The sequence below is a fragment of the Gimesia alba genome (genome assembly GCF_007744675.1).
Classification (GTDB): Bacteria; Planctomycetota; Planctomycetia; order Planctomycetales; family Planctomycetaceae; genus Gimesia; species Gimesia alba.
The window spans coordinates 7,016,372-7,040,329 of record NZ_CP036269.1 but is presented as its reverse complement, the minus strand read 5'-3'; the positions used below and the strand labels follow the sequence as shown (position 1 = coordinate 7,040,329).

Below are 23,958 nucleotides of genomic sequence, written 5' to 3'. Positions count from 1 at the left end.
TGGAATGGAGAAAGAAGTTAACTTGAATTTGACACCTGCAAGATACTACAGAATGACAATTGATTTCAAGCAGCTTGTTTCACATACAGATAAGCCAGAACAATTGCGCCTACAATGAAACAGCAAATCGCCAGCCCGGCAATCATTCCTGAGAGTAATAACCAGCCTGTTAAACCAGCCAGCATCAGGAGAATCCCCAGCCCTTTCTGAGCCACAGCAGATTGAAGATTACGAGACACACACCAGATCAAACCGATCAAAACCAGCGTCCAGATAACGGTCCAGAGTAGTGCCCCAACAAACTGATAGGTGTTTTCCGGTCGGACGCTTAATGCCAGCTTAGGTTGACCGTTGATCTTGCTAAACACAAGCTTCTGGCCATGCAGCGGAATATCAAAGTGCAACGAAATGCCCCCTGCTTGAGTCCAGGCGGCTTGTTGTCCTTGAGCTGTAGTTCCTTCCATCATCTGGGATTGACCAGCTTTGTCTCCGAAACCCTGTCGGGGAACGGAATGCCCAAACTTGATATCTGGAGTATACGCATCTGCGAGTGCTTCGTCCACATCATTCAACTGCTGCCATACATTGTTTTTACCATCTTCTGACATTGGCTGGTTTTTAAATTCTCTAGTACCAAATCGAACTCCCCCACCGAATCCTCCCATTGATGCTGAAGGTTCAGTTTGGATTTGATCGCTGAAATCTGATGGTGCCGCATTCGGCATTTCTGCCTGCTGTTGCATTCCCCTGGGAGCCTGAGAAAAATCATTCGCATTCTGAATGCTTTGCTGTCTTCTCAGAGCGCGGCTGTCAACAGCTTGGGGCGGAACCCCTTTTCCTTTGGCTCCTCCCTTTTTGTCAATCTCTTTTCTAAAGTAGAACCCTTTCAGTTGTGACTTCGATTCTGATGCTTTGCCTGACTGAAATTTTCCGGACAGGTCCCGGCTTTCTTGTTGATACGCGTCACGATTCGCATCGAATAATGTCGCACTATTCCCAATGACGAGTTGGTTAAATGTCTCTTCCGAGTCAAAGTCTGTCACACCATCCTTGCCCTGGCCTTTGGACAAGCCAAGCAGCTTCTTCTGTTGTGCCTGACGTTGTATCTCTCGCTGTTGAATCTCACCGATCTGCTCTTTGAGCCGTTCTTTCTGTTTCCCAGTATATGTTGTTGTATTCTGGTCCAGTTTTAATTCTAACTGCTTGAGGTTTTTAATCGCCCGACTGCGAACGCGGTCGCTTTTATTGCCAGTATAAACCGAATACAAATTTTCCACATCTTTGACCATGCTTGTCAGCGAGGTGTCACCGAGACCATTTCCATTGACTGGTGTCATATTGGTACGCGGATCATCCAGCAGTGCGGTCGCCGTATATTCATTTGGTACATAGACCGACCATTTGGTCTGTGCAACGGGAATCCCATACTCGGCATCTTCGGCGGGGATCACAACTTGTGGTGGCTGCAAATCAATATCAGCCGACTTCAAACGGAAGGTCCCTTGAGGCAAGGCGGCCGGCAACCGGCCTGACAGAATCAGATTGACTGAAAACGAGAGATCCGCCGCACTCGTTTTTGGTAATGCCAAGAGATATATGGCAGAGCCTGATTTTGCTTCCGCTGCATCTCCTTTTAACAGCACGGGAGCCGTCGGAATCCCTTTCACAAAGGCGCTTAAAACCTGTGTTTTATCAGGGAGCCTTACTGCCAGAAACTGTCGTGACCGATTGCGAATTCGATAGTCGGCATGCGTTTTCCAGCTACCATCATGAGCCAGAACCGTCGTCAGTTCTGCCATATTGACGGCCGCCGCGGCACCCTGGTCGGCTTGAAACTGTTGTGTTTGATAAAGAGGCGGTTTGCCATTAGGAATGATCCGTGCCAGTTCCATCGCCTGATTCGCGAGAGACTCATTGATGACTAAAGGCACTTCCTGACGATCGACAGAAATCAGACTATCCTGATTCAACAATGACAGTCGTGCCCAGGAATGATTGACCAGCATCAGAAAATGCTGTTGTATTTCCAGTTCCGTTGTTTGCGGGTCAACCTTACCACTGGTGTCCATAACACGGACTTGTGGGATTTCAATCTGACCGGAGGCGGGAGGAGACAACGTCGCATCAGCGGTGATGAAGTAAGACCCCTCGACCGAATCTTGCAGGTAAATCGTCCATTGCACAACGCTACCGCCGATCACACGCTTATCCACTTGCCGGATCGAGGCACCGCGAAAATCAAGATGCTCACCTAACCAGGCAGGAGTGGTGAACGACAACTCACTCGTTGCGGCCCCTTGAATCGACCAACGAATCGCTACCGTATGGCTCACCGAAACATTCCCAACCGTGGTCATCACCAGGGAATTCGCTGTAATCCCAGGCTGGGCCGGCGTCAGTGCCAGTTTAATCCACTCTGGAAGTTCGGCCGTCGATCGAAATGCAAATTGCGGCAGACGACTTTGTTGTGCTTTCAGCTCAGGTGATAAATCTGCTGCGGAAATCGAACGCCAGTCGTTTAATTCTGGTGCGCGGGCCACTAACGATTCATCACACCAGATTGCAAGATCGCTGCGTACAGATGATACTTCGAGCGGCGTCGGCATCATGACTTCCGCTTCCCCCTGATTCGCATCGCGGGGAATGACTCCCTCAAACACGATTTCCACCTGATTGGTTTTCAACTCTTTAAATTCGAAAACCAGCACTCGCATATCATCAGCATTCTGCTCAATGATATACCAGTCATCCAGACCTTCCGCATTGACGTTGAGTACCAGGTACTCTTCCGGCAGTTCCATCACAAACGTGGATTCGGGAATTCCTTTTAGCTGATAGCGGACTCGGCTGGAAAGACTCATCTTGCGCGGCGAGACTAGCACCGCATGCTCTGCAATCGCCTGCTTTTCGGGCTGCCGTCGCGAGACAGAAAATCGCAGTGTCAAAGGCCGTCGGGAGAACCGATAGGCCCATTGGGGGCTCAGGTTCGCTCCAGCAACCTTCAGTTGCGGGGAAGACGTTGCCGGATTCCGAAATTGGCCGGTATCGATTTGAATGGCCCCCGCGATTTCATCCGGTCGAACCTGAAACTGTGACTGGGCATACACGCCTACCGTCCCCGTTTCATTGGTGATCTCTTCGGGCACAATTTGAGGTAGATTCACGGCTCGCGTTTGTTTTCCAATTGATAATGGCTGGAAGGCAACCACATTGACGGTCGTTGTCTCTTTGACATCACGTCTTAAAAAGATCTTGATGCGGCGGGCATCACCCGAGCCGACTATTTCCCAGCCTCCGACATCGGGGCCGGTGATCGACTGAATCCGCAAATCTTCCGAAATCTTCAAACTTGCCTGATTGATTTGTCCCTGCCGGATGCGGTACTGATGCGTACTCTGCAGTTCCAGTCCTGCATCCTGAATGATGGTCGCCTGTGTTGACTGACAATGCACAATTCCCTGAATCGCGCCCCGTTCTTCAGCTGGTCTCCAGGCAATCTGAATTTCGCCCCCCTGATCCACGGGCAGTTCGAGCGTGGCTTTCTCACCTGCTGTCTGCTTGCGGTAGGAAGCTCTGGTTCCGGTCACACTCAGCACTGAAATTTTATCAGGAAGCTCCAACGTCAATCGTCCGCTGGCAACTGGATTCAAATCGATTTGAAAGCTGCCGGCAGGGCCTGTTTGCTGCGCAGGTAAATCAAACTTCAGATCTAACAGATGTAAACCAGGTTCTGAAATTACGAGGGAATAAAAATGTTCCGCTACTTTTTTCTTTCCGTTGAATCGATTTTGAGGGTGCGTCAGCAACGTGGCTGGTTTTCCGTCTAAGAGTGCGCTGCTGATCGCCGCTGGTCCTAATGGTACAGGCAGCGTGACCGGCTGTTTGCCAACCGTATGAATCACCAGACGCCCCTCGACATGCACGACGGCCTGCCCCGGTTCTGCCCCCGGTTTGATTTGAGCGGCATACAGTGCCTGGCTGACTGCTCCTAATGATGTGGTTGCTTGATCCACAGGCTGCCCGGGATGAGCCGCGTTCCAAAGCTTTTTGAACTCGTCCCGTGACAGAAAGATCCGCTGTGCATTTAAAGGATCAGAGCCGACTTCATAAGGAACTATCAAATCCTGAGGTGGGCGGGGAGGGATGACTGGTTTCTGCTGCGCAAAACTTGCTGCAGGATCACTCATCAACGTACCCAGCAGGATCAATGACGCGATGGTCGCCTTTGTTTTGTCTGTGCGACTCTGTAATCCTGTGAATTCAATGCGAAGCTGACGGACAAACCAGTCTAAGCCCCAGAACGTGATGCTCAGCAGGGTTCCCGAAAGGATGCCATCGAGCACCTCTTGAAACCAGACCGGGAACAGAGCACAGCAGGCAATCGGCACTAGAACTCCAACCAGAGCGATGAGTGATTTTCGCCAACCGGAAATCCCCCGCAAGAACCAGCACAGCCAGAGCATGCCTGCAATGACGGTCAGATAAATGCGATAACTTTTCTGTCGCTCCAGTAACGAAACTGTCAACGCTAACGGTTTCTGTTGTGGTTCCCCATAGTATTGAAATGCCAGTGATCGGAATCCTGCAGGTTCGGGTAATGGTGCTTCCACGGAGAGACGTCCTCCCAGAGCTCTGGCAGGAATGTCTGTCGCTGATTCACCGGCGGCCATTCCTTCGAATTCCGTTTCACCGACTTTGGTTATCGAAATTCGCGGCCCATCCTGTGGTCTACGTTCAAACACCTGCCCCCCTTCAATTCGTCGTTTGGATTTTTCAATCATGGGTTTCTCTGCCAGGTCTCCCGGTTGGACAAGTAAAGGGGTTTTGAAAGCATCCTCTTTTTTAGCAGCAGGCTTCGGGGCGACCTCATTCTCTACGAGATCTGGCAATGCAGGCGTGGCCTGAAAACTATCCATTGCTTCTTGCGCAGATCTGCCTGCAGTACTTAGGCTAAGATCTCCGCTTGGTGAGTTGGCAGGGACGCTCGCTTCCCCAGGACTTCTTTCAATACTTGATTGCAGGCTTCTCGCCTTTTGGGCACTAGGCAGCATCAGTACAAACAGCACGCAGAGAATAAGAAATCCGGCAATCAACGACACCGCATCAAGCATGCTTCCTTTGCGGAATACGTAAGCGCCGATCAAAATAATTCCGGTAACAATGAATACACAAAAGATCCTCCAGATGAAATCACCGGGTGAAAGCAGCGCGAGATGCTGACGTAGATATTCAATCATCCCCGGTCGCATGATAGGCAGGTCTGGTACAAAGTCTCCCGAACTCGCGGTAATTAAGAGTTCATCAGGATAAAGAATGGTCCAGGACTGATTCAGGATTTTCAAAGGCTGGGTTTTGCCGGTGCCATCGATGACTGCCAACTGAGGAGGTGTTTGTGAAAACTGTTTCGCTTCGTGTACCGGTGCGCGATTCGCATCATACAGTAGTTTCAATGTGTGACTGCCGTCGGTCTGTGTGTCGGACGAAATCGGAACAATGAAGGCCTTGCCGGTATTGCGGACTTCCACCGGGGTCCCATTCACCAGAGCAGACAGTAATTCGCCCTGTTCTGGCAAGACGACCTGCAACGCTTGAATGCCCACTGCGGAAAAGGAAACCAGAGATTCATTCTGCACTTCACCAGCGTGACCCAACACACTTTTTAGAGTCAATTGTTGTGCGATTGCTGTGGGAACCGCTGTCTGATCGAAGCGGGTTGCTTCCGCCTGTATCTCATGGCCGATGCCGACGAAGCGGTAAGCTGCCACAATACGTTCGCGTGGTTGATAAGCGACCGGCATCGGCAATTCCGCCGCATCAATGGCGGTCAGCGATTGTCCCCTGAGGCCCGTTGCTTGAATTTTCAAACGCTGATCTCCTTCTGCTTCAAAGGCGACCTCGCCATATTGACGATCGGCAGACATAATCTGCAATTGCGGGATCTTGACGACCTCCCCTTTTTTGCGAGGCTGTTCGACCGTTGCCATCAGGATCTGTTTTCCACTCAAACGGCGATCTATTTTCAATGTCCAGACGCGGACGCCGTTCTTGGGTTCGTCGGCTACCTGCTCGATGATTTTGCCTGCGGTTTTAATCAGGCGGAACTGCAAGTCCGTCCCTACATTTTCCGGGAGCGCCACCATGAGGGAGCGATAACTGCCCCGCTCCACATTTAGAGTTGCTTCGAAATGGGAAAACAGAGTGGTGGGATCGAGGCGTACATATTGCAAATGGTGAGCCGCTAACTGCAGTGGCTTACGTGAGACCGATAGACTGCCTGCGTAATTATTGTCCTGATACTGATATCCAAACCGCATATTGGGAATGCGTTCCTGCATCGGTTCCAGATTGGTCAAACTACTGGGAACTAGATCCCAGTCTTTGTCCGCATTGATGACCAGCGAACCTTCCAGGATTTTCGCTTGCGGCAATTCAATTTTGGGTAGCTCAAGCAATTGACTCTCTGCGTCAGGGGGCCAGTTATCCAGATCGCGGTGCGCCGTCACCACAATCTTAGCTTCGGTATTGGCGGAGAGTGCTTTGGAAAAAGGGAGTCGAATGAACTTGATGCCTGCTTCACGCGAAGATTCTTTCCAGTCGACAGGTTTGTTTTGCAGAGTCGCTCCCAGAATGGTCCACTCAGCGGGAACTTTCATCTGAAATTCAAACAGGGGGGCAAACAGACTTTCCACTGTTGTGACGAGTTGCAAATCCATCCCCTGTTCATTGATGTTGACCACAGTCGAAGCCGCCATCTGAACTTCGGAACGTTTTTCCTGAGTCACCAGAGTGATGTTAAACTTCTGCTGCCAGAAATCAAAATCCAGACCGGGATTTGTCAGCCTTCGTTCGGGCGCACCTTTGCGAGGGATCGGCTGGGGTAGTGCTTTACGTCTGACGTTATTTGTTCGTTCTACCTGCAGCCGCACTCCCAGTGGATAGCGAATCAAAACAGAGCCGACGTGCGAGTTGACTTTTTCAATCGCAAGATCGGGAACCTTCCAGGATTTTTCTGTTTCGGTTGTCATCACGCCGCGACAAATAATCTGCCGTTCCCCTTCAATGGGTTGCCGATAATTCAGGGTGATTTCCGTTCGGCTGCTGTCTTTGACGCTGTCATTCAGCTCCCATGATTCCAGGCCCGTTGATTCCACACTGACAATTTCCAGAGTTTGAGGCACACTGAGGACTACACGGTCCAGTGCCTGTCCATAAATATTGAGCGCCGTCTGTGCCTGCCAGGCCACTTTCCCCGGACTGACGGAAACACCAATGCCACTGCGGGCAAAGATCAGTGAATCGTTGGTCTGCTCACGGGCCTGCTCGGTGATTTTCAAACTGACCCGTGCCTCACCACCAATGGGAAATTCATAAACGCCTTTCTGGCCGTCCGGCGTAGATGATTTGACTTTGAGATCGTTGACAACCAGATGTTGTTTGGCGGGAATTTCCATCTTGAATTGGCTGGCAACCTGCGGCAGCAGTTGGAATTGAGCAACCTGATCACTGCCGACAGAATTGAGTGCTGCCGACATTTGTAATTTTAGCTGATGCTCACCTGGCCGTTGATTGAATAACTGTAATACCTGAATTTTCCCTGACGAACGCGCAATCATCGCCGGCTGTTGATCTACGGTTGCCGATTCCACTGCCAGTCCATTTAAGGGGAGATTGATTAACGTTAGTTTTTGCTGGAACTGCCGAAAGGAAATTGTTGCATCGATGATGATTTGATGGTCGACGACTTTGGCCTGATAGTCGGCTGCATAAATGACGGCATTCGTTTGCGGAAGTTCGACGCCGCCCGTGTTTGTCTCTGCCTGTTTTTTTAAGGCTTCATATTGTTTCCGTGGCAATAACACACCACTGCGATCGCGGGCGATGACAGCATCCAATTGGTCCACGGGAAGATAAACGGCAGTTTTCGGCCATTTCTGCGGAGCGGGAACAATCACACTTTTTTTTGCAGCCGGTTTCTGTGCCTGTGTGGTCTGCTGAAAGACGAGTGTCAGACAGGCGCAGCAACTCAATAGAGTGAGCAACCAGTCCTGTATACGGTTTTGATGAACCGGGAACCGTCGATGGTTTTTGCCTGACGCGGCTCGATTTATTTTATTTTGAATCATGGCGAACCTCATTGAAGTATATCGCTCACAGTAAGTCTTTGAATCATGTCACAAAACGGTGTCGCTGTTTGAACTATCGCCAATCTATTTCTTCTCCGATTGACCATCCAGGAAGTCATCAAAGATGCCCGGCGGTGGAATCACAGCACCCGTTGAGCCGGCCTTGTCGGTTTGGGAATCGAGTGAACCGGCCCGTGTCTCTGACGCGGGCATTGCATTACGGAGCCCTGAGAATGCATAGATGATCCACAGCCCCAGCATCGTGAGAATTCCAAAACGTGCGGCGTAGATACCGTTCAAAACGAGATTGGCATTGGTCAATGAGAACATTGCCAGAATGAACACGAGAAAAATCAGCAGGGTCAGTTTGTTCTGCCAACATCGGTTTCGCATCACAACAGCAATTCCCACCAGAGCACCGCTCAAGACCCAGGTAAGAACAGAGAGCTTCCACCAGGAAACGCTGATTTCGCTGCTGTCACCCAGACGTCGATATGTGAAGGCTCGACCCTCCGTCGGGAAATCGACGAGAGAACCACCAGACTTTCCGATCCACGAATCAAAGGCATTGCCCGTCACCAGCTGACCACCACGTTTGGGAATGAACCCAGAGAGATAGGGTTTATGCTCGGGCTCAAAGTCGTCAGACACGCTCACGAGAGCATACTGCTCGGGGACCCAAATGGCGGTTCTTAATTGTTGAACGACCACGTTCTCTGATTGCGTTCCGCCAAATCGAGGTAAAGGCAGTGTTAAATTTCCGCCCGGAGAATCTGTGATGCGCGGAACGGCTTTTGTAAATAACAGGCTGATCAGAAACGCCTGATCCGATGCCTGGTCACGAGCCACGTTCACAAAGTAGGTGGACCAGCCTTTTTCGCCCTGGCTCTCGTCTTTTTCCAGAGGGACCGGCTGGCCGGCGACAGTCACACTTAATGGCTCCATGCCTTCCGGTAACGCGACTTTCAATTGCTGGCGTTCACTCGATTTCATTAAGTACCGGCAACGATAGGTCGAACGCCCTTCTTTGCTCACCACGACCTCGACCAGCGATTTCAGAATGATCGTTTCAACGACTTCCTGAATTTTGTGCCGTGTGGATGCCAGTTCGAGAGTCACGGGTTGGGTGAAATAACGATACGCCAGAAATCCATCTTGGGGTAATAACTTCAACTCGCGAATATCAATCGGATCGAGTTGCTCATCGAGCTGCGCAGTCGATACAGAAAGCGTTTTTGATTTCTGGATCGAAATTTCCCCGTAGACACGGGACAGCGGAACATCGCGCGAGCGTTTGTTGTCATCCGATTTTTCCAGCCCGAGTACTTTCACAGGCTGTAACATGATTTTCTTCAGCGCGATTTCGCCCGAATCGTCCTCATCTTTCTCTTTCTGTTTCTCATCCGCTTTCTCTGCGTCCCCAGCGGTGTCGCCTTCTTTCACAGGCGCGGCTTTCGGGGCGAGCAATCCCGGCGTGATGTCATAGCGAACTTCCAGAACATAAGGTCCTTGTACATTTCGTTGTGTGGTTACCGTCCAGGTGACCCACCCGTCAACAGCCTGTTCAGAACGGCTTTTCTGTTTGATTGATGGTGCGGGAGCCGCAGACAGGGAGCGGATTTGAATCAGGTCAGCAATCGCTTCCGGCACAGCAAAGCGAAAGGTGTCGATGCCCGCATATTGTACCTGATAGGAAATTTTGCTTGTGACTTCGGCAATCTGTTCTTTAACGTCAACGCTGGTCGCAACGTCTGCGACAAGACGGGTCGGTTTGATGCGAATCTGAACTGGAATCACGACCGGCCGCCTGTTGTAATCCCACAATGACGCCAGTGACATACTTCCGGACTGCGATCTTCTGGCATTGGTCGCAGGTTGAGCCCCCACGACATCCGGGTTGTTAATGATCAGCTCCATCGATTCCGGCGCATAAATGGCAACCTGGCCTGTTTCCCGTTCGATGTTTGTGGGCTCCAGTAAGGGAACGTTGATTTTGGATTCCTGCTCCCCTTGTGTGAAATCCTGATGAGCGCGGATATGCAGTTTCAGTTTGCCCTGATACTTCTGCAGTAAGGAAACGGTCAACAGCCGCGATTGCTTGTCAAAATTGTATTCCTTTAGCCCTGCGACATTGACCGAATCAATCAGCAGCGGTTCGGGAACTTTCAATTGGAATGAAAAAATACCCGCTCGCTGAATATCGTATTCAAGCTGTGCCCCCAGCCTGATTTCATCTTCGCCGAAAAAGCACTCAGTCAACTGATTGACAAAAATTCGAGGTTCCAGAGGCTGTACGCTGATCTGTAACTGAGCTGACGGGTTAAAGAACCGATAGTAAACGGCATTGGCCCTTTGGATGCTTGCCGGGATGCCTGCTGCTTCACTACGGGTTACCCCTTCCATATTCGTGACGGAAAACGTCATACTTTCGCCGGGATCAATGGCGATCTGGCCACTCTCTCGGATGACATCCAGAGCATGGATCCCGTGGGTGGCGGAATCGGTTAGACCGAGAATATCAAACGGTTCTTCCGGAATGTCTTTTTCCGTGTGTACTTGGATTAAAGCACCATCCTGTAGCTTGTTGAGGAACTCGACCGAGATCACTTGCCGATCAGCGGCCTTTTCCACCTTCCAACTTTTGATTTTCGCATTCGGAGAAGAGAGATCCAGAATGCGGTCTTTGAGCGGCACCGCGATGCGTGCTGTCTGCAGATCGCCTCTAAGAACTTCGTATTTCAATGATGTTTGAGTGTGAACCAGGCCATCGCGAATCGAGACCAGCGTCGAATTCTCTACACTGGCCAGTAAATCCATTTCTGGTTTGGTACTTTCGCGAGGATACCAGAGCACACTGATTTGATCAGTGGCTCCCAACGTTGATTTGACGAGAGTTGCTTTGGGGGGAGACTTCGCAGGCAGGCGGACCAGTTGGGGAGTGATTTTGACTGTCTGATCGGCTTCTGGAATTGTTAATTCCAGCGTGGTAATTCCTACCGTCGGACAGACAAACTGGAAACTCCGCCCTTCCGGCGAATTTTTCACGCGCGTCAGCAGTTCGATCTGAACCTGATGCGCGCCTTTCTCTGAGAGTAGCAGCGAGTAACTCCCTTTACCGGTTCCCCGTAAAAAGACTTTGGAGTTTGCCGAACTCACTTTGCCAATCGCCGCATCACCGAAACGCAGGGGAACTTCGACCCAGGGATCACCCATGACTTGAATATTCAGTTCGCATTGAATGCGGGCCACATTTTCTTCCACGGTTCCTTGATAGGAAGCACTGGTGACAACCGCTTTGACGGGAAACTGAATTCCCCCCTCTTTGCCCAGGCCCGCCGACTCTGACCAGAGTTTTAGATACTCCAGATAAGGCATGAAAATGGTCGCGTCCGATTTATCGAACACATCCTTGATATTTTTAAACGGGACGTAAATCAGGCGATCCCAGTCATCCTGTTTTTCGGCTGATTTCTCATTTTCGCCTGTGGCTGGCTTATCTGCTTCAACCGTCGATTGTGCCAACAAAAAACGTGGCCCCGCCATTAAGGCACACGCCACGAACCCAAACAGAATAAATCGAGGTGTGAATCTCAGGTATCGCATATCACCCACCTTTTGTACATTATTCGATCTCCCTGTCCTTTTGTGAAAAGAGGTAACAAACAGGGTGATCGCGTAAAAAGCGTCAAATTCAGAGTTTATAGAAGCCAGTATAGTTTTTTTCGCATATTGTCTGGAAGATTGGACGTAAGTGAGACGAGTGAAATTGCGAAAAAAATGAAAATATTTCCAAGAAACGAAATAAGGGAAAAAGCCTGTTTGAGTTCACTTGCCCTCTGGGAAGACGATTGATGACGGGTTCTCGAACAGAGAAAACAGGTAACGTTGCGATCGTCGTTGAATGTCACGTCGTTTTTTTTCACTTCTCACACCCCCAGGCACTTCCCGCGTTTCTAACTTGCTTCCGATCTCCAACCCGTTTAAGTTGAATTGTTGCTACCAGATCCAGTCTGTCCAAAAGGATCTTTTCCCCGGTTCTGATACAGGAAGCCCGCCTTGATGTCGCATTTCAGTTTCAATCGATTTCTGTGTTTTCAATTGTTTGTTCTCTCAGGCATCTGTTGGGTGACGGGCTCCCCTCAATGGCTCTTAGCAGGTGAGCTGAAAATTGTTCCCTTCAATGCCGACGTGACCCCGGAACTGGGTGTTCCCGTCGCGTATGCGCCCGCCCGGAAAATTGTCACACCACTGTATGCCAGAGGCATTGTGCTCTTGTCTGATGAGCAACCGGTTGTCTTGTGTGCGGTTGATGCGATTGGAATCGGAAATACAGGCTATGATATCTGGCGTCAGGAATTGGCGAAGGCTGCCAATACGACGGCAGAGCGAGTCGCCTTGCATTCATTGCACCAGCACGATGCCCCCCGCTTCGACTTTGCCACCGGGAAACTGATGGAAGAACAGGGACTTGCCGGAAAAAACTACGACAATGCTTACAATCGAGAATGTATTCAGAAAGTGGTCGATGTCATTGCAGCGGGCTTGAAAGCCCCGCAAACGGTAACACACCTGGGAATTGGCAAAGCAAAAGTCGAAAAAGTCGCCTCGAACCGACGCCTGTTGGGAGGCGATGGCAAAGTCCGTTTGATGCGGTGGAGCAAATCAAAGTCGCCTGAGGCGATCAAAGCCCCCGAAGGAGTCATTGATCCCGTTCTACGTTCCATTAGCTTCTGGAATCAGGAGCATCCGATTGCCGTCTTAAACTATTATGCCACACATCCCCAAAGTTATTATGGCCAAGGCGATGTCAATTATGAATTTGTCGGCATGGCGCGAGAAGCCAGAAATAAAGCCCTGCCAGGTACGCTCAATGTGTACTTCAACGGTGCTGCGGGGAATGTGGCAGCTGGGAAATACAATGACGGTTCCACAAAAATGCGTCCCATCTTGGCCAGGCGTGTCGAACAGGCAATGCAGAAAGCGTTTGACAACCAGAAAAAGACAGAAGTGACTTCGGCTGACCTGCACTGGAAAACGGAAATGACCGCGTTGCCTGTTGCTTCTCATCTGGATTCGGAAAAATTAGCGGCAACGGTGAAAGATAAAACCAAAACTCCCAAAGAACGCGCCTCCGCCGCATTTCGGCTGGTCTGGTACCAGCGAGCCAGCGCAGGGCATCAGATTCCGATTACCTGCCTGCATTTGAAATCAGCGTCTATCTTGCATCTTCCGGGAGAGCTGTTCGTAGAATATCAGTTGAAAGCACAGGAATTTGCTCCCGAGCGAACTGTCTGCATGGCCGCTTATGGAGATTATGGCCCCGGATATATCTGCACCGAGATCGCGTATTCCCAGGGAGGCTATGAATCGAGTCCCGGTGCCAGCCTGGTCGCGCCGGAAGTGGAATCGGTTCTGATGAAAGTGATCCAGAAGCTGGTCACTTCTGCGCCAGCAAAGCCTTGAAGTGGGAACCGGCCGATAAACAAACTTTGTCAGCCGGCAACCGCATTCTCTGCGGTCGCTTAGTTTGCCACCGCAGAAAGTTTGGGAAGCAGGGTGACGGAACGTCGCAATACTTCTTTGCCTTTTGATTTAATGGAAACATAATAATTTCCAGGTTCCAGAGATTCAGGAGTGTAGACCTGAAAGGCACTGCGTAAATTCTCTCGCAGCACGATTTGACCACTGCGATGAACAATGCGTCCGTCTTCTTCACAGAAATGACAATCGATCCAGATGTCTTCATGTGGTGGATTCAGACAACATTGAACGAGAATCATTTCTCCGATCATGAATTCGGATTTACGATTGGTCAGCCAGCCTCCCACCATTTGGGTTCCGGTATCGACAGAAAGGAACTTGTCTTTTTGTTTCATTGTCTGTTCCGGTGCCAGCATTTCAGCCATCAGTTCCGGATCAACTTCATGCAGTGTCATCCGTCCTTCAGGTCGTCTCAGACCGTAGATGTCCTGTTGATGCTCGACATAAATGCTGAGAACTAACACCGCCACAATTCCTGTCACCCAGGCAGTAGGAGATTTCCAACCGGCAACCGGTTGAGGACGATACTTTTCAATAGCTGCTCCCAGGCTGGCTGCCGTTTGTTTCAGCCATCCTGCACGACGCACCAGTCGTCTGAATTGAGCAGAGATCCATTGCACATCACTTTCGGTCAGAAAGCAGAAATAAATCGAAATCGAGACCATCGGAAAGATGTAAAGTCCCAGAGAAAAGAGCGTACCAATATGGAAAGCAGCTCCCAGTCCCAGACCGAGAATGCGTCCCCATTTTCGCCAGACAACAAATACAAACGCGATTTCCCAGACAATGGCGACATAGGACATCACAGACAACATAATTGGATACATTGTCAGAAACTCACCCAATGGATGGGGGTTATTGTATCGTGACATCGCCCAGTAACTGATCTGGTCTCCTTCAAGATAACCGGGCGTGTGAAGTTTTGTGATCGCAGCGCCAAAATAAACCAGCGCGATCAAAATCTGCATCAATCGTTGAGGCCAAATCTCAGAACGAGGTAGCTCATGCTTGGTATACAGCGGCAGTGTTTTCTTTTCTCTCTTGCCTTTCAACCAGCTGTCAACGGACCAGATCGAACCACAGCGTGACAGTGAAAGTAAAAATAAGACATGGGTTGAGATGACGGAATACTTTGTCGCCATGCTGATGCAATCCATGAAACAGAAATACGTGTAAAGTGTTACGGAAGCGATCAGGGAGAACCGGGTCATCCAGCCGATACAGCTGCAGAACAGAAAAAATGCGAGTGCCGCAAATAGTCCGACGACAACCGTTCCCGGAAGGATTGGTAAAAAGTCATAATACCGAAATATTTCAGCCAAAGGTGCCGGCGCCCCATCTGCGGAAAACAGTTCCCGGGAGTAAGGCCATCTGGTGCAGACCGTGCCCAGTAAAACCATTGGAACCAGCATCCGGACTATGGCCAGTCCGTAGGGAACTTCTTCTGTGAAAAAGAAACGCTGGAAGCGATCACGAATTGAATGAGTGAGTGTGGGAACCACTTCTTTAGCATCCATGCTTGAAATCCTGATTGGTATTGTGACTCAAAATGGAGTGAACGGGGATGATTACTCTTACGACAGTCGTTCGCTTTAATTTCCGACTGGCGAAGCTAAATGAATGGGAACGTCAGGGTCATGCTGCGGGCTGGGGGGCTCAACGTGGCTACCCACGGTCGCAGCAAAGAAAGGACGTCCACGGTTCATATCGGCGATCAGCCGCGGGTTATCATTCACCTGCAGATATCGTTGTCGGGTCAGCCACGGCACATACGATTGTGCGATGACGCCTTCTGGCGTGATGACTTTTCTCAAACGATAATAGTTTTGAAAATCTTTAGGCTGTTCATAGCGTCGATCCCAGACCATATCGGGCAGGTTATACTTTTTACACCAGGCTTCTTCGATACACAGAATTCGCAGCATCGGCTCGTGTTCAGTTTTATCGAGCGTGTTCATAGCGATTCTCAACCAGGCATCGCCAGTCGTATCGTAATGACGCCGTCCCAAAGATCCATAGGGTTTATATTCACCCCAGGGCCCGGGAGCCAGCTCGTAATATTTCCCGCTGATTCCTTCACCGATAATATGGGTGCGAATCGAATATGCAGACCAGCCACAAAACATATCCCAGACAATGTAGTACATTCCGGGATGACTGCCGGTCCGAAAGGAAAAAGTATGGCAAAAGATGCCAAATAACAAAATTCCGACATAGCCGGTAATCGTCAGATAGGTGAGTCCGCGTTTAAATAATCGCATTCGAATAGCCTTCCCTGGCTCAACAATGAGATCAGTAATTCATAAAACACTGTGAAATAAGGCATCAGGCAAGTCTATCTGGCGTGAAACGCGACAGTAAAACCCGCAACATGCTTTTCAGGGTGGGCAATATCGTCGATCTTTGAATTCAGGTCAATAGCAACCTTTTTGTCCGATTTGTGGTTTCTAACATCGCCGACAGAAAATTAGCGGGCCACTTCCTGCTTCAGAATGGCAGCAAAAATCCCTTCCCAGGTATACTCTTCGGCTTCGGCGTTGATCTTCAAACCGACTTCTTCCGCGGCCTGCGTTGTGACCGGACTGATGCTGGCCAGTTTGATCGTATTTCCGATCTGTTCTCGGGCTTTCTCGGATAGCAGGCGGTGAAAATTCCGGGCGATCGAAGGGCTGCTTAATCCAATCCAGTTTAATTCCCCGGATTCCAGAAAATGGACAATTTCCGGATCCCAGGCGATCACATCGTGATTTTCATAAGCGACAATTTTATCCACGGTGGCAGAGACTTCTGCGAGTTCTGTCTGTAAAACTTCGCGTCCCCGATTCGCTCCCGCCCAGAGAATTTTTTGCTGACTCACCAGCGGTTTCAGCACGGCAGCCAGCTCTTCTGCCCGATAGTGGGCAGGAATGACATCCGCACGCAGGTGCCACGCGTTCAAAGCTTCGGCTGTGGAAGGACCAATTGTGGCTAGTTTCAGATGCGCCAGTTTTCTGGCATCAAAGCCGGTCTCCCATAATCGATTCAGGAAATACTGCACGCCGTTGGCACTGGTAAAGACGAGCCATTGATATTCGTCCAACCGCGCAATCGCATCATCGACGGGCTGCCAGTCTGCAGGAGCACTGATTTCAATCGTTGGTAAGAGCACAGGCTGTGCCCCCCAATTCAGCGCACGTTGAATCTCGGCTTCTGATTGTTCCCAAGGGCGGGTAATACCGATCCGAAGTCCAAACAATGGATTTTGCTCAAACCAGGAAATTTGATCACGCAGAGTAACACACTCACCAATGACAATCAGCGAGGGGGCCACTAATTCCGCTTTGCGAACCGCTTCCGGCAAATGAGCGACATCACTTTGAACCGTTTTCTGAGAAGGCGTCGTTCCCCGACTGATGACGGCGGCGGGTGTGTCTGCTGATTTTCCGGCCTGGATTAACGAAGACACGATGCGTTCAAGTTTATGCAGACCCATGTAAAATACGAGGGTTCCAGGGAACTTCGCTAGCGCATTGTAATCTAAGCTGGAGTCTTCTTTGCTGGGGTCTTCATGTCCGGTGATGAGTGCAACGGCCGAAGCGTGAGCACGGTGTGTGACAGAGATACCAGCATAACCGGCGGCAGCCGTGGCGGCAGTAATTCCGGGAACTACCTCAAACTCGATGCCGGCATTGCGCAGTGCTACTGCTTCTTCGCTACCACGACCGAAAATAAAAGGGTCGCCCCCTTTTAGGCGAACAACCGTTTTTCCTTCAAGGGCCGCGTCAATCAAACGTTGGTTGATTTCATCCTGCCGTAAGATGCGACGCTGATTCCATCCCTCGGAAACGCGGCAGGTGCGTTCCGCTTTTGAAGAAACATGATGCAGCAGCAAAGGATTGACGAGCCCGTCGTACAGAATCAAATCTGCCTGCTTGAGACACTCGATCCCTTTGAGGGTGATCAAACCGGGGTCACCAGGACCAGCGCCGACTAAATAGACTTTTCCTCCCGCCATCAGCTCTCTTTCACTCCGCAACCACTGTTTACTGATATCAATTAGCAAACCATCATTATAGCAGAGTTTGTAGAGATGGCGAGTTGGTTAGAAGTCATACCAGGTACCAAAGCCCACCATTCGTTCGGAATTCTGGAAGAAGGAATACTGCATGGTTTTTCCGTCCAGGTATTGAAAACCGATGCGGAACAGGTGGTTGTTTCGATCGCCGCGCCACTGCCAGCCAATCATGAAGTTCACATTACCGCCCCAATCCACTTCCTCACGCAAATATCCATTGATGGCCCAGAAAGGAGCCCCATAGATTCCGTTATGTTCGGCGGGACTGAACTCGGCACCAAATTGCAATTCCCAGGGTTCTGCTCCGCCGTCAGTATTGAATGCGTAGCCGATTTCGGCATACAACCTGAGATCAGGATCCACAAAATACCCACCCCCCAACACAAAGACATCACGTACATAGTTGATTCTCTGAAAACCGGGATGACGTTTAAGATACTCATCGCCGACATGGGCACTGGTATGATAATAAGCGAACTTGGCCTGATAGGCTCCCTGTCTCCAAGTCAGCGGGACACCGACCCGAAAATCAGCGGCATCCAGATCAAGTTCTTCTTCGATGTTCAAACGAGGTGGCCCTGCTCCTTCGACGTCAAGCTGCCAACCTTCCAGCACTTCATCGTTCATCGAACCATAGCGCAGCAATCCGACGCGCGCTCCTGCTTCCAGTTCCATCTGCCAGCCGATGTCTTTTTCATTCAGAACTGCCAGCGCCATTCGAGGTTCCTTGGGACCTGCTAAATAGGAAGTATAAAGCAGATCGGTCGGCAAGACTGTCCAACCCCAACAGCTTTCTCCACAGAGTTCGTCGATCGACTCGGTATAATTCCCCTCGGGATCGGGCATGCGTTCCAGTTCCGGATAGTTCAGATCGTCTGAAAATGCCTCAAAAGCGGATGGGTAATCTGTTTGCATTGCGCCCACCTGCCGGAGATGACTGGATTGGCCTCGGCGTGTTTGAGCACGGTTTTGGGAATAAAGAGGAGGCAGGCTTTGAGTAATATCCTGTTTCCAGCCTGCGGTCTGAACGGGATTGGTCTGATGTAAAGGCGCGCCCAGCTGTACCGGATTTTGTTGTTTCTGGGAATATTGTTGTTCCAGGTAGACTTGCGCCTGACTTGCCGGCTGATTACGCGGACTCTCTTGACGACCACCATAGGGTGAAGGTGCCATAAATGGCTTACTGCCTGAAGCCTGTTGTGCACTCAAGTTTCCACTCGTAGCGCATAACAAAAGCCCCAACAGGGTACGTTGTATGATTACTCTAATAAATAACCTCACTGGTGAGGCTCCTTATCGCGACCGTCAGCAGAAAAATGCTGCGAAAATATAATGTGTGAGGAGATCAGAAAAACTGAACGGAGAGACTGAGAGAGGCAGATTCACTGGACGTGAATAAGATGAGTGGGGGGAGTATAGCGAGAAATTCAAGAAGGGAAAAGGTGAATTCCGTCTTAGCGATCAACGAGAAAATAAGTTAGTTGAAAGATGGTAAGCGACAAATATGAAATGGTTTACAAAAATTAGTCTGTCGATAGAACACAAAAAAAGCCTCTTGGATCGTGTGAGATAATTCACAAAAAACAAGAGGCCGATTTTATTATTTGATATGTAGAGTGTTTTTATCGTTCAATTGCAGTGTCTGACCTGGTGCCAAATGCTTGACCACCATTCCCTGGTCGGAGAAGAAGCGAACCTGGGCTGAATAATAGAATTCATGTGACTCCCCCGTACGTAGCCGAAACGGACCGTTCCAAGGCATAGAAGGGCCTTTCAACTCATATAAAACGGGGGTGTTCGCTTTATTGACGATCTTGGTTGCCGACTTTTGAGTCCCTTCCAGAAGGGTAAAGTAGCAGGTGTTGTGTACCGGATCACGCTCTACGAACCAATGGTTTCTCACCTGATTGAGCCATGCGACGTCTGCCTTTTCTTCCTCTTCTTTCAGCTCATCAAAACGCTTATATTCTTCCAGAAGCAATCTGGCGACTTTAGCCGATTCTGACTTGGGATAGAGCCGAATCACCTTGCGGGCTATCCGCTTTTGTTGGGACAGTACCAGCTTTTGCACCCCTTTCAATAAGTCCTGGGCTGCTGCTTCCTGCTCTTGAGGCGTCATCTCAGTCTGCTCAGTATCGGGCGAAAAGGGATCTTTTTGAGCATGAGCAATCTGGCCCGAGCCTGTAAAATTGATCAACGCTGCCAACGCGAACACACGGCAGAGTTTAAGAGCGTTGTTTAAGAAAAAATCATTTGAATTCATTAATCACACCTCAGGTTCAGCAAATCTACTATGAAACACTTGTTTCAAGTTTACCCGCCAAACAGGGGCCAAGCTTTTTTCCAATAGAAATATCAGTGTTTTTTGACTTACATTTCAGAGTTTGTCTGATTTGTTGCCGTGAGAGTTACCACGGGCACATTCTTTATAAACTCCGTATTCGAGACAATTTAACAGACTCTCTCAGTTTATTTTTCTGATGGGGCAGCTAGAGAAGACAACGCAAGGCAATTTGAATAAAATGCAGATACGTGATGCAACAAATCTATCAGTCAGAGAATTTCAAGATCGTAGAGAAAGTGTTTCCTGAAATGACAAATTCTACCCGGCCTCAATACGGGCGTGTCTGGATGACTTTCCTGCGCAATTCTCTGATTCGTGAAATGACGTTTCGTGGCAATTTGATTATCACCATTGTCACGCGCGGATTCTGGTTTGCCGCCCAGCTGATTCTGTTTGATATCATTTACCGCAATGTCAATTCGATCAATGACTGGACTCGTGAGGAATATTTTGCCTTTATGGCAACAGGGATGCTGATCAATGCGATTGTGGAAACATTTTTCATGCCCAATTGCGCCAATTTCAGCGAGCTGATTCGAAACGGCAACCTGGATTTTGTATTGTTGAAACCCATTGATACTCAGTTTCTCGTTTCGTTCGAGAAGGTCAATCTGGCAATGCTGAATCAGGTTCTTCTGGCGGGAGCACTTTTATTCTATTCGATGTCACAAATCACAGATTTTGATCGGGGAATTCTCACGCTGCAGAATCTGATCCAATCAGGGGAATGGCTGACATTGTTGATAATCAGCTGCCAGGGGGCAGGTCAAATTATCATGTATTGTCTACTGTTGGCGATAGGGGTCGCCTTCTTTTACAGCCTGATGATTGCCCTGGCGAGCAGTAGCATCTGGTTTGGTCGTAATCAGGGGCTGTATGATTTCTGGTTTTATATTACAGTATTTGCCCGTTACCCGCGGAGTATTTACAGCGGCTCCCCGACAGGAGAGCTATTGCGATTTGCCTTCTCATATGTGATTCCCATTTTACTTGTAGTGACAGTTCCTGCGCGACAGTTGTTATCGAAAGCTCTGGAACCTTCCTGGATCACACTCGTATCCGTTTTTGTCACATTGGCGTTATTATTTATATCACGTTACATCTTCAACTGGTCTCTCAACAGCTATCGTAGCGCCAGTAGCTGATGATCTGAGTCTCACAATTAAACTGGAATCAGTTTTTATAGAGTAAACTATGAATATTGTAATTATGGGAGCGGGGACGGTTGGCACATTTGTGGCCGACACCCTTTGTGCCGAGCAACACAATGTTACCATTATCGACAAATCACGCAGTGCTTTGGAACTGGTAGAAGAACGAGTCGACGTCCAGACGATCTGTGGCTCTGCGTGTGACTCTGCAATCCTGTTTCAAGCCGGTGTCCTCGGAGCAGATCTTTGCCTGGCAGTAACCAGTCTGGATGAAGTCAACATGGTTGGTGCCAGTCTTGCGAAAGCAATGGGGTCCCGCCGCTGTGTGGCCCGTGTGTTCAATCATGCGTATCTCAACTTAAGTACCTTCGACTATCAACGGCACTTTAATATCGATCGCTTATTGAGCCTGGAATATTTGACCGCGCTCGAACTGGCGAAGCAAATTGGCGAGCCCGGTTTATTTGCAGTGGAAAATTTCGCACGGGGAGAAGTCGTCATTCAGGTTCTGGATGTGCAAAAGGGAGTCAAAGCAGATGGCGTATTATTGCGGAATCTGAATCTCCCCAGTGATGTCCGGGTTGGCCTGATTTCAGACGGAGTGAATACATCCATCGCAGGCGCGGATAACGTGATCGAAGCAGGTCAAATCGTAACGCTGATCGGTACACAGGAGCATATCGATAAAGTGCACCGCATGTTTCAACACAAACGAGCCGTGAAATTTCGTGTGATTATTGCCGGTGGTGGAAATATCGGTTTTAACCTTGCGCGGATTTTGCAGAAAAAAGAATATTCGGTCACGATTCTGGAAACAGATCCCGTTCGCTGTGAATTTCTTTCAAGGCACCTCGATTCCACAACAGTCCTGCACGCCGACGCAACCAGGCGAACAGAAATGGAAGAGGCCCGCGTTGGTAAAGCGGATGTGTTTATCGCAGCAACCGGTCGGGATGAAGACAATATTGTGTGTGGGGTCGAAGCCAAAGAGCTTGGAGCCAGCCGCATCATGAGTATTGTGCGGCGTCCCGATTATGCCAATGTTCTGACAAAACTGGGCATTGATGTTGCCGTCAGTCCACGCGAGGTGATTACGCGTCAGATTATGGGCATGGTCCATTCAGGTCCGATTATCAGCCACTCGGAAATTGGTGGAGGGAATTCGGCAATCCTCGAGCTCGAAGTTCGAAAGAACACTCCGATCACGCAGGCGTTATTGAAAGATCTGAAACTGAAACAGGCACTGATTGCCGCTGTGGTCAAAGAAGATTGCGTTCGGGTTCCTGGTGCCGAGGATCAGATTCAGGCGGGTGACACCGTCATTCTCTTGTGCGAACAGGATAACCTGAATGATATTCTGCCCCTGTTTAAGCCGGTCAAACAGTAGAACTGATACAAACGGACCCAGCAGAAAGATCTCCTGAGATTCTAGAACTCTCCCACGAAGTGTGCGAGATTCTGGCCTATACTTCACCTGCAGGATCTATATCTTTCCTCATGTCTGCAGCATTGATGATAATCCGCCGGGCCAAACAAGACAGGCAGCACCCATGACTGACCGTAGAAAATCGACTAGCCGACGTTCTGGAAACGAACGACGACAATATCAACGCACAAAATTCGAAACAGAAGTCAGTTTATTGAGGTCGGGCAGTTCTTCTGGTCAGGGGCCCATCAACGGTACTCTGTATGATGTTTCATCAAATGGGATTCGTATCCGATTGGATTTGCCACTATCCATTGGTGAATCGCTGCTTGTACAAGTCCATAACTCAGGCAAGCACCTTTTCAATTCGACCGCGAAAGTGGTCTGGCAAGAACAAGACCCGACCGGAAAATATTCGACCGGTTGTGAGTTATGTGTCTTATTGACTGAAAAGCAGGAAAAAACGCTGAGTGAGTTTATCGAGCAAAAAAACAGCCTGCACGATTTGCTGCCAAATTGAAAGTGGAAATGTGACTTTACACTTGAGCCCGGGCTAGCTGAGTGTGTAACCGTCGTCGGCGACGATTTCTTGTCCGCAAATATTTCGGGCTGCATCGGATGCCAGAAAGACGGCGACTTCCGCAATGTCTTCCGGTTTTCCAAATTTCTGAGAAATCAACCGACTGGCCACCGATTCTTCGACGCCCTTGAGCTGTTCTTCATCCAGCCCGACACTCTTCCAGATTGGGGTTGCAATCGGTCCCGGGGCGATCGCATTCACGCGAATTCCGCGAGGTCCTAATTCGGCCGCCAGAGTCTGAGTCAATGATTTCAAAGCCGCTTTCGAAGCAGAATAAGCGGCGACTCCGGGAAAGCCGACTTGCGTGAGATAGGTTGTGATAAAGATGACAGACGAACCCTCGTTCAAATCGGGCAAAAAAGTTCGCACAGTCTGAAACGCACCATGAAAATTGACGTCAAAAGTTTCATTGATCGCCTCACGGCTTGATTCTTCGATCGGTATGACCCGGGCAATTCCCGCATTAGGAACCAGAATATCAACCCGGCCAAATCGGCGCTTTGTTGCCTCGGCCAGTCGACTCAGATCGGCCTCACTGGTAACGTCGCCATCCACAACCAGAGTCCGCGCCGGAAACTCGGCTTCCAGTTCTTCCAGCAGTGCACTCCTTCTGGCAAATACAACCACTTTTGCACCCTCGTTCAGGTAATGCTCTGCGATCGAACGGCCAATGCCACTGCTGGCACCGGTAACAACAGCAACCTTATTGATCAAAAGATCGGTCATCTGAATCCTCTAT

The 23,958-nt window shown here is 49.7% G+C and carries 12 protein-coding genes; 4 read left to right on the top strand and 8 right to left on the bottom strand.

Going from position 1 to position 23,958, the window contains the following annotated elements:
- Positions 1-65: 65 nt before the first annotated feature.
- Together Pan241w_RS26215 and Pan241w_RS26210 are read right to left on the bottom strand one after the other, a co-directional pair.
- On the bottom strand, positions 66-8,123 hold the full coding sequence (locus tag Pan241w_RS26215) for a hypothetical protein (RefSeq protein WP_145221824.1): 8,058 nt from the start codon (positions 8,121-8,123) through the stop codon (positions 66-68).
- 84 nt (positions 8,124-8,207) lie between these two features.
- Positions 8,208-11,726 (bottom strand): hypothetical protein, encoded by a 3,519-nt coding sequence (locus Pan241w_RS26210; protein WP_145221821.1) that lies wholly within the window; start codon positions 11,724-11,726, stop codon positions 8,208-8,210.
- 456 nt (positions 11,727-12,182) lie between these two features.
- Between Pan241w_RS26210 and Pan241w_RS26205 the strand changes: the two genes are divergently transcribed.
- Positions 12,183-13,586 (top strand): hypothetical protein, encoded by a 1,404-nt coding sequence (locus Pan241w_RS26205; protein ID WP_198000165.1) that lies wholly within the window; start codon positions 12,183-12,185, stop codon positions 13,584-13,586.
- 59 nt (positions 13,587-13,645) lie between these two features.
- Here the strand turns inward: Pan241w_RS26205 and Pan241w_RS26200 are convergent, their stop codons facing one another.
- The 5 genes from Pan241w_RS26200 to Pan241w_RS26180 form a co-directional block, all read right to left on the bottom strand.
- On the bottom strand, positions 13,646-15,181 hold the full coding sequence (locus Pan241w_RS26200) for an HTTM domain-containing protein (RefSeq protein WP_145221818.1): 1,536 nt from the start codon (positions 15,179-15,181) through the stop codon (positions 13,646-13,648).
- 75 nt (positions 15,182-15,256) lie between these two features.
- Positions 15,257-15,925, bottom strand: coding sequence for a hypothetical protein (locus Pan241w_RS26195; protein WP_145221815.1), 669 nt, complete (start codon positions 15,923-15,925; stop codon positions 15,257-15,259).
- 206 nt (positions 15,926-16,131) lie between these two features.
- The gene (gene cobA, locus Pan241w_RS26190) at positions 16,132-17,658 is read right to left on the bottom strand and encodes a uroporphyrinogen-III C-methyltransferase (protein WP_145221812.1); all 1,527 of its coding nucleotides are present in this window, start codon (positions 17,656-17,658) and stop codon (positions 16,132-16,134) included.
- Positions 17,659-17,745: 87 nt separating this feature from the next.
- Positions 17,746-18,891: a DUF1207 domain-containing protein gene (locus Pan241w_RS26185; RefSeq protein ID WP_145221809.1), complete on the bottom strand. Its 1,146-nt coding sequence runs from the start codon at positions 18,889-18,891 to the stop codon at positions 17,746-17,748.
- Positions 18,892-19,318: 427 nt separating this feature from the next.
- Positions 19,319-19,981, bottom strand: coding sequence for a hypothetical protein (locus tag Pan241w_RS26180; RefSeq protein ID WP_145221806.1), 663 nt, complete (start codon positions 19,979-19,981; stop codon positions 19,319-19,321).
- A gap of 329 nt (positions 19,982-20,310) precedes the next feature.
- Here Pan241w_RS26180 and Pan241w_RS26175 point away from each other — a divergent pair, with 329 nt between their 5' ends.
- The 3 genes from Pan241w_RS26175 (at position 20,311) to Pan241w_RS26165 (ending at position 23,159) form a co-directional block, all read left to right on the top strand.
- On the top strand, positions 20,311-21,207 hold the full coding sequence (locus tag Pan241w_RS26175; RefSeq protein ID WP_145221803.1) for an ABC transporter permease: 897 nt from the start codon (positions 20,311-20,313) through the stop codon (positions 21,205-21,207).
- Between the two features lie 49 nt (positions 21,208-21,256).
- Positions 21,257-22,600, top strand: a complete 1,344-nt coding sequence (gene trkA / locus Pan241w_RS26170) for a Trk system potassium transporter TrkA (RefSeq protein WP_145221800.1) — start codon at positions 21,257-21,259, stop codon at positions 22,598-22,600.
- A gap of 163 nt (positions 22,601-22,763) precedes the next feature.
- Positions 22,764-23,159, top strand: coding sequence for a PilZ domain-containing protein (locus Pan241w_RS26165; protein ID WP_145221798.1), 396 nt, complete (start codon positions 22,764-22,766; stop codon positions 23,157-23,159).
- 33 nt (positions 23,160-23,192) lie between these two features.
- Here the strand turns inward: Pan241w_RS26165 and Pan241w_RS26160 are convergent, their stop codons facing one another.
- On the bottom strand, positions 23,193-23,945 hold the full coding sequence (locus tag Pan241w_RS26160) for an SDR family NAD(P)-dependent oxidoreductase (RefSeq protein WP_145221795.1): 753 nt from the start codon (positions 23,943-23,945) through the stop codon (positions 23,193-23,195).
- Between the last annotated feature and the right edge of the window lie 13 nt (positions 23,946-23,958).

What these genes read in the sequence shown, in the direction of transcription:
- Pan241w_RS26215 (WP_145221824.1), bottom strand. Translation starts at nt 8,123, where the DNA reads ATGATTCAAAATAAAATAAATCGAGCCGCGTCAGGCAAAAACCATCGA.
- Pan241w_RS26195 (WP_145221815.1), bottom strand. Translation starts at nt 15,925, where the DNA reads ATGCGATTATTTAAACGCGGACTCACCTATCTGACGATTACCGGCTAT.
- Pan241w_RS26160 (WP_145221795.1), bottom strand. Translation starts at nt 23,945, where the DNA reads ATGACCGATCTTTTGATCAATAAGGTTGCTGTTGTTACCGGTGCCAGC.
- cobA (WP_145221812.1), bottom strand. Translation starts at nt 17,658, where the DNA reads ATGGCGGGAGGAAAAGTCTATTTAGTCGGCGCTGGTCCTGGTGACCCC.
- Pan241w_RS26175 (WP_145221803.1), top strand. Translation starts at nt 20,311, where the DNA reads ATGACAAATTCTACCCGGCCTCAATACGGGCGTGTCTGGATGACTTTC.
- trkA (WP_145221800.1), top strand. Translation starts at nt 21,257, where the DNA reads ATGAATATTGTAATTATGGGAGCGGGGACGGTTGGCACATTTGTGGCC.
- Pan241w_RS26210 (WP_145221821.1), bottom strand. Translation starts at nt 11,726, where the DNA reads ATGCGATACCTGAGATTCACACCTCGATTTATTCTGTTTGGGTTCGTG.
- Pan241w_RS26205 (WP_198000165.1), top strand. Translation starts at nt 12,183, where the DNA reads ATGTCGCATTTCAGTTTCAATCGATTTCTGTGTTTTCAATTGTTTGTT.
- Pan241w_RS26165 (WP_145221798.1), top strand. Translation starts at nt 22,764, where the DNA reads ATGACTGACCGTAGAAAATCGACTAGCCGACGTTCTGGAAACGAACGA.
- Pan241w_RS26200 (WP_145221818.1), bottom strand. Translation starts at nt 15,181, where the DNA reads ATGGATGCTAAAGAAGTGGTTCCCACACTCACTCATTCAATTCGTGAT.
- Pan241w_RS26180 (WP_145221806.1), bottom strand. Translation starts at nt 19,981, where the DNA reads ATGAATTCAAATGATTTTTTCTTAAACAACGCTCTTAAACTCTGCCGT.
- Pan241w_RS26185 (WP_145221809.1), bottom strand. Translation starts at nt 18,891, where the DNA reads ATGGCACCTTCACCCTATGGTGGTCGTCAAGAGAGTCCGCGTAATCAG.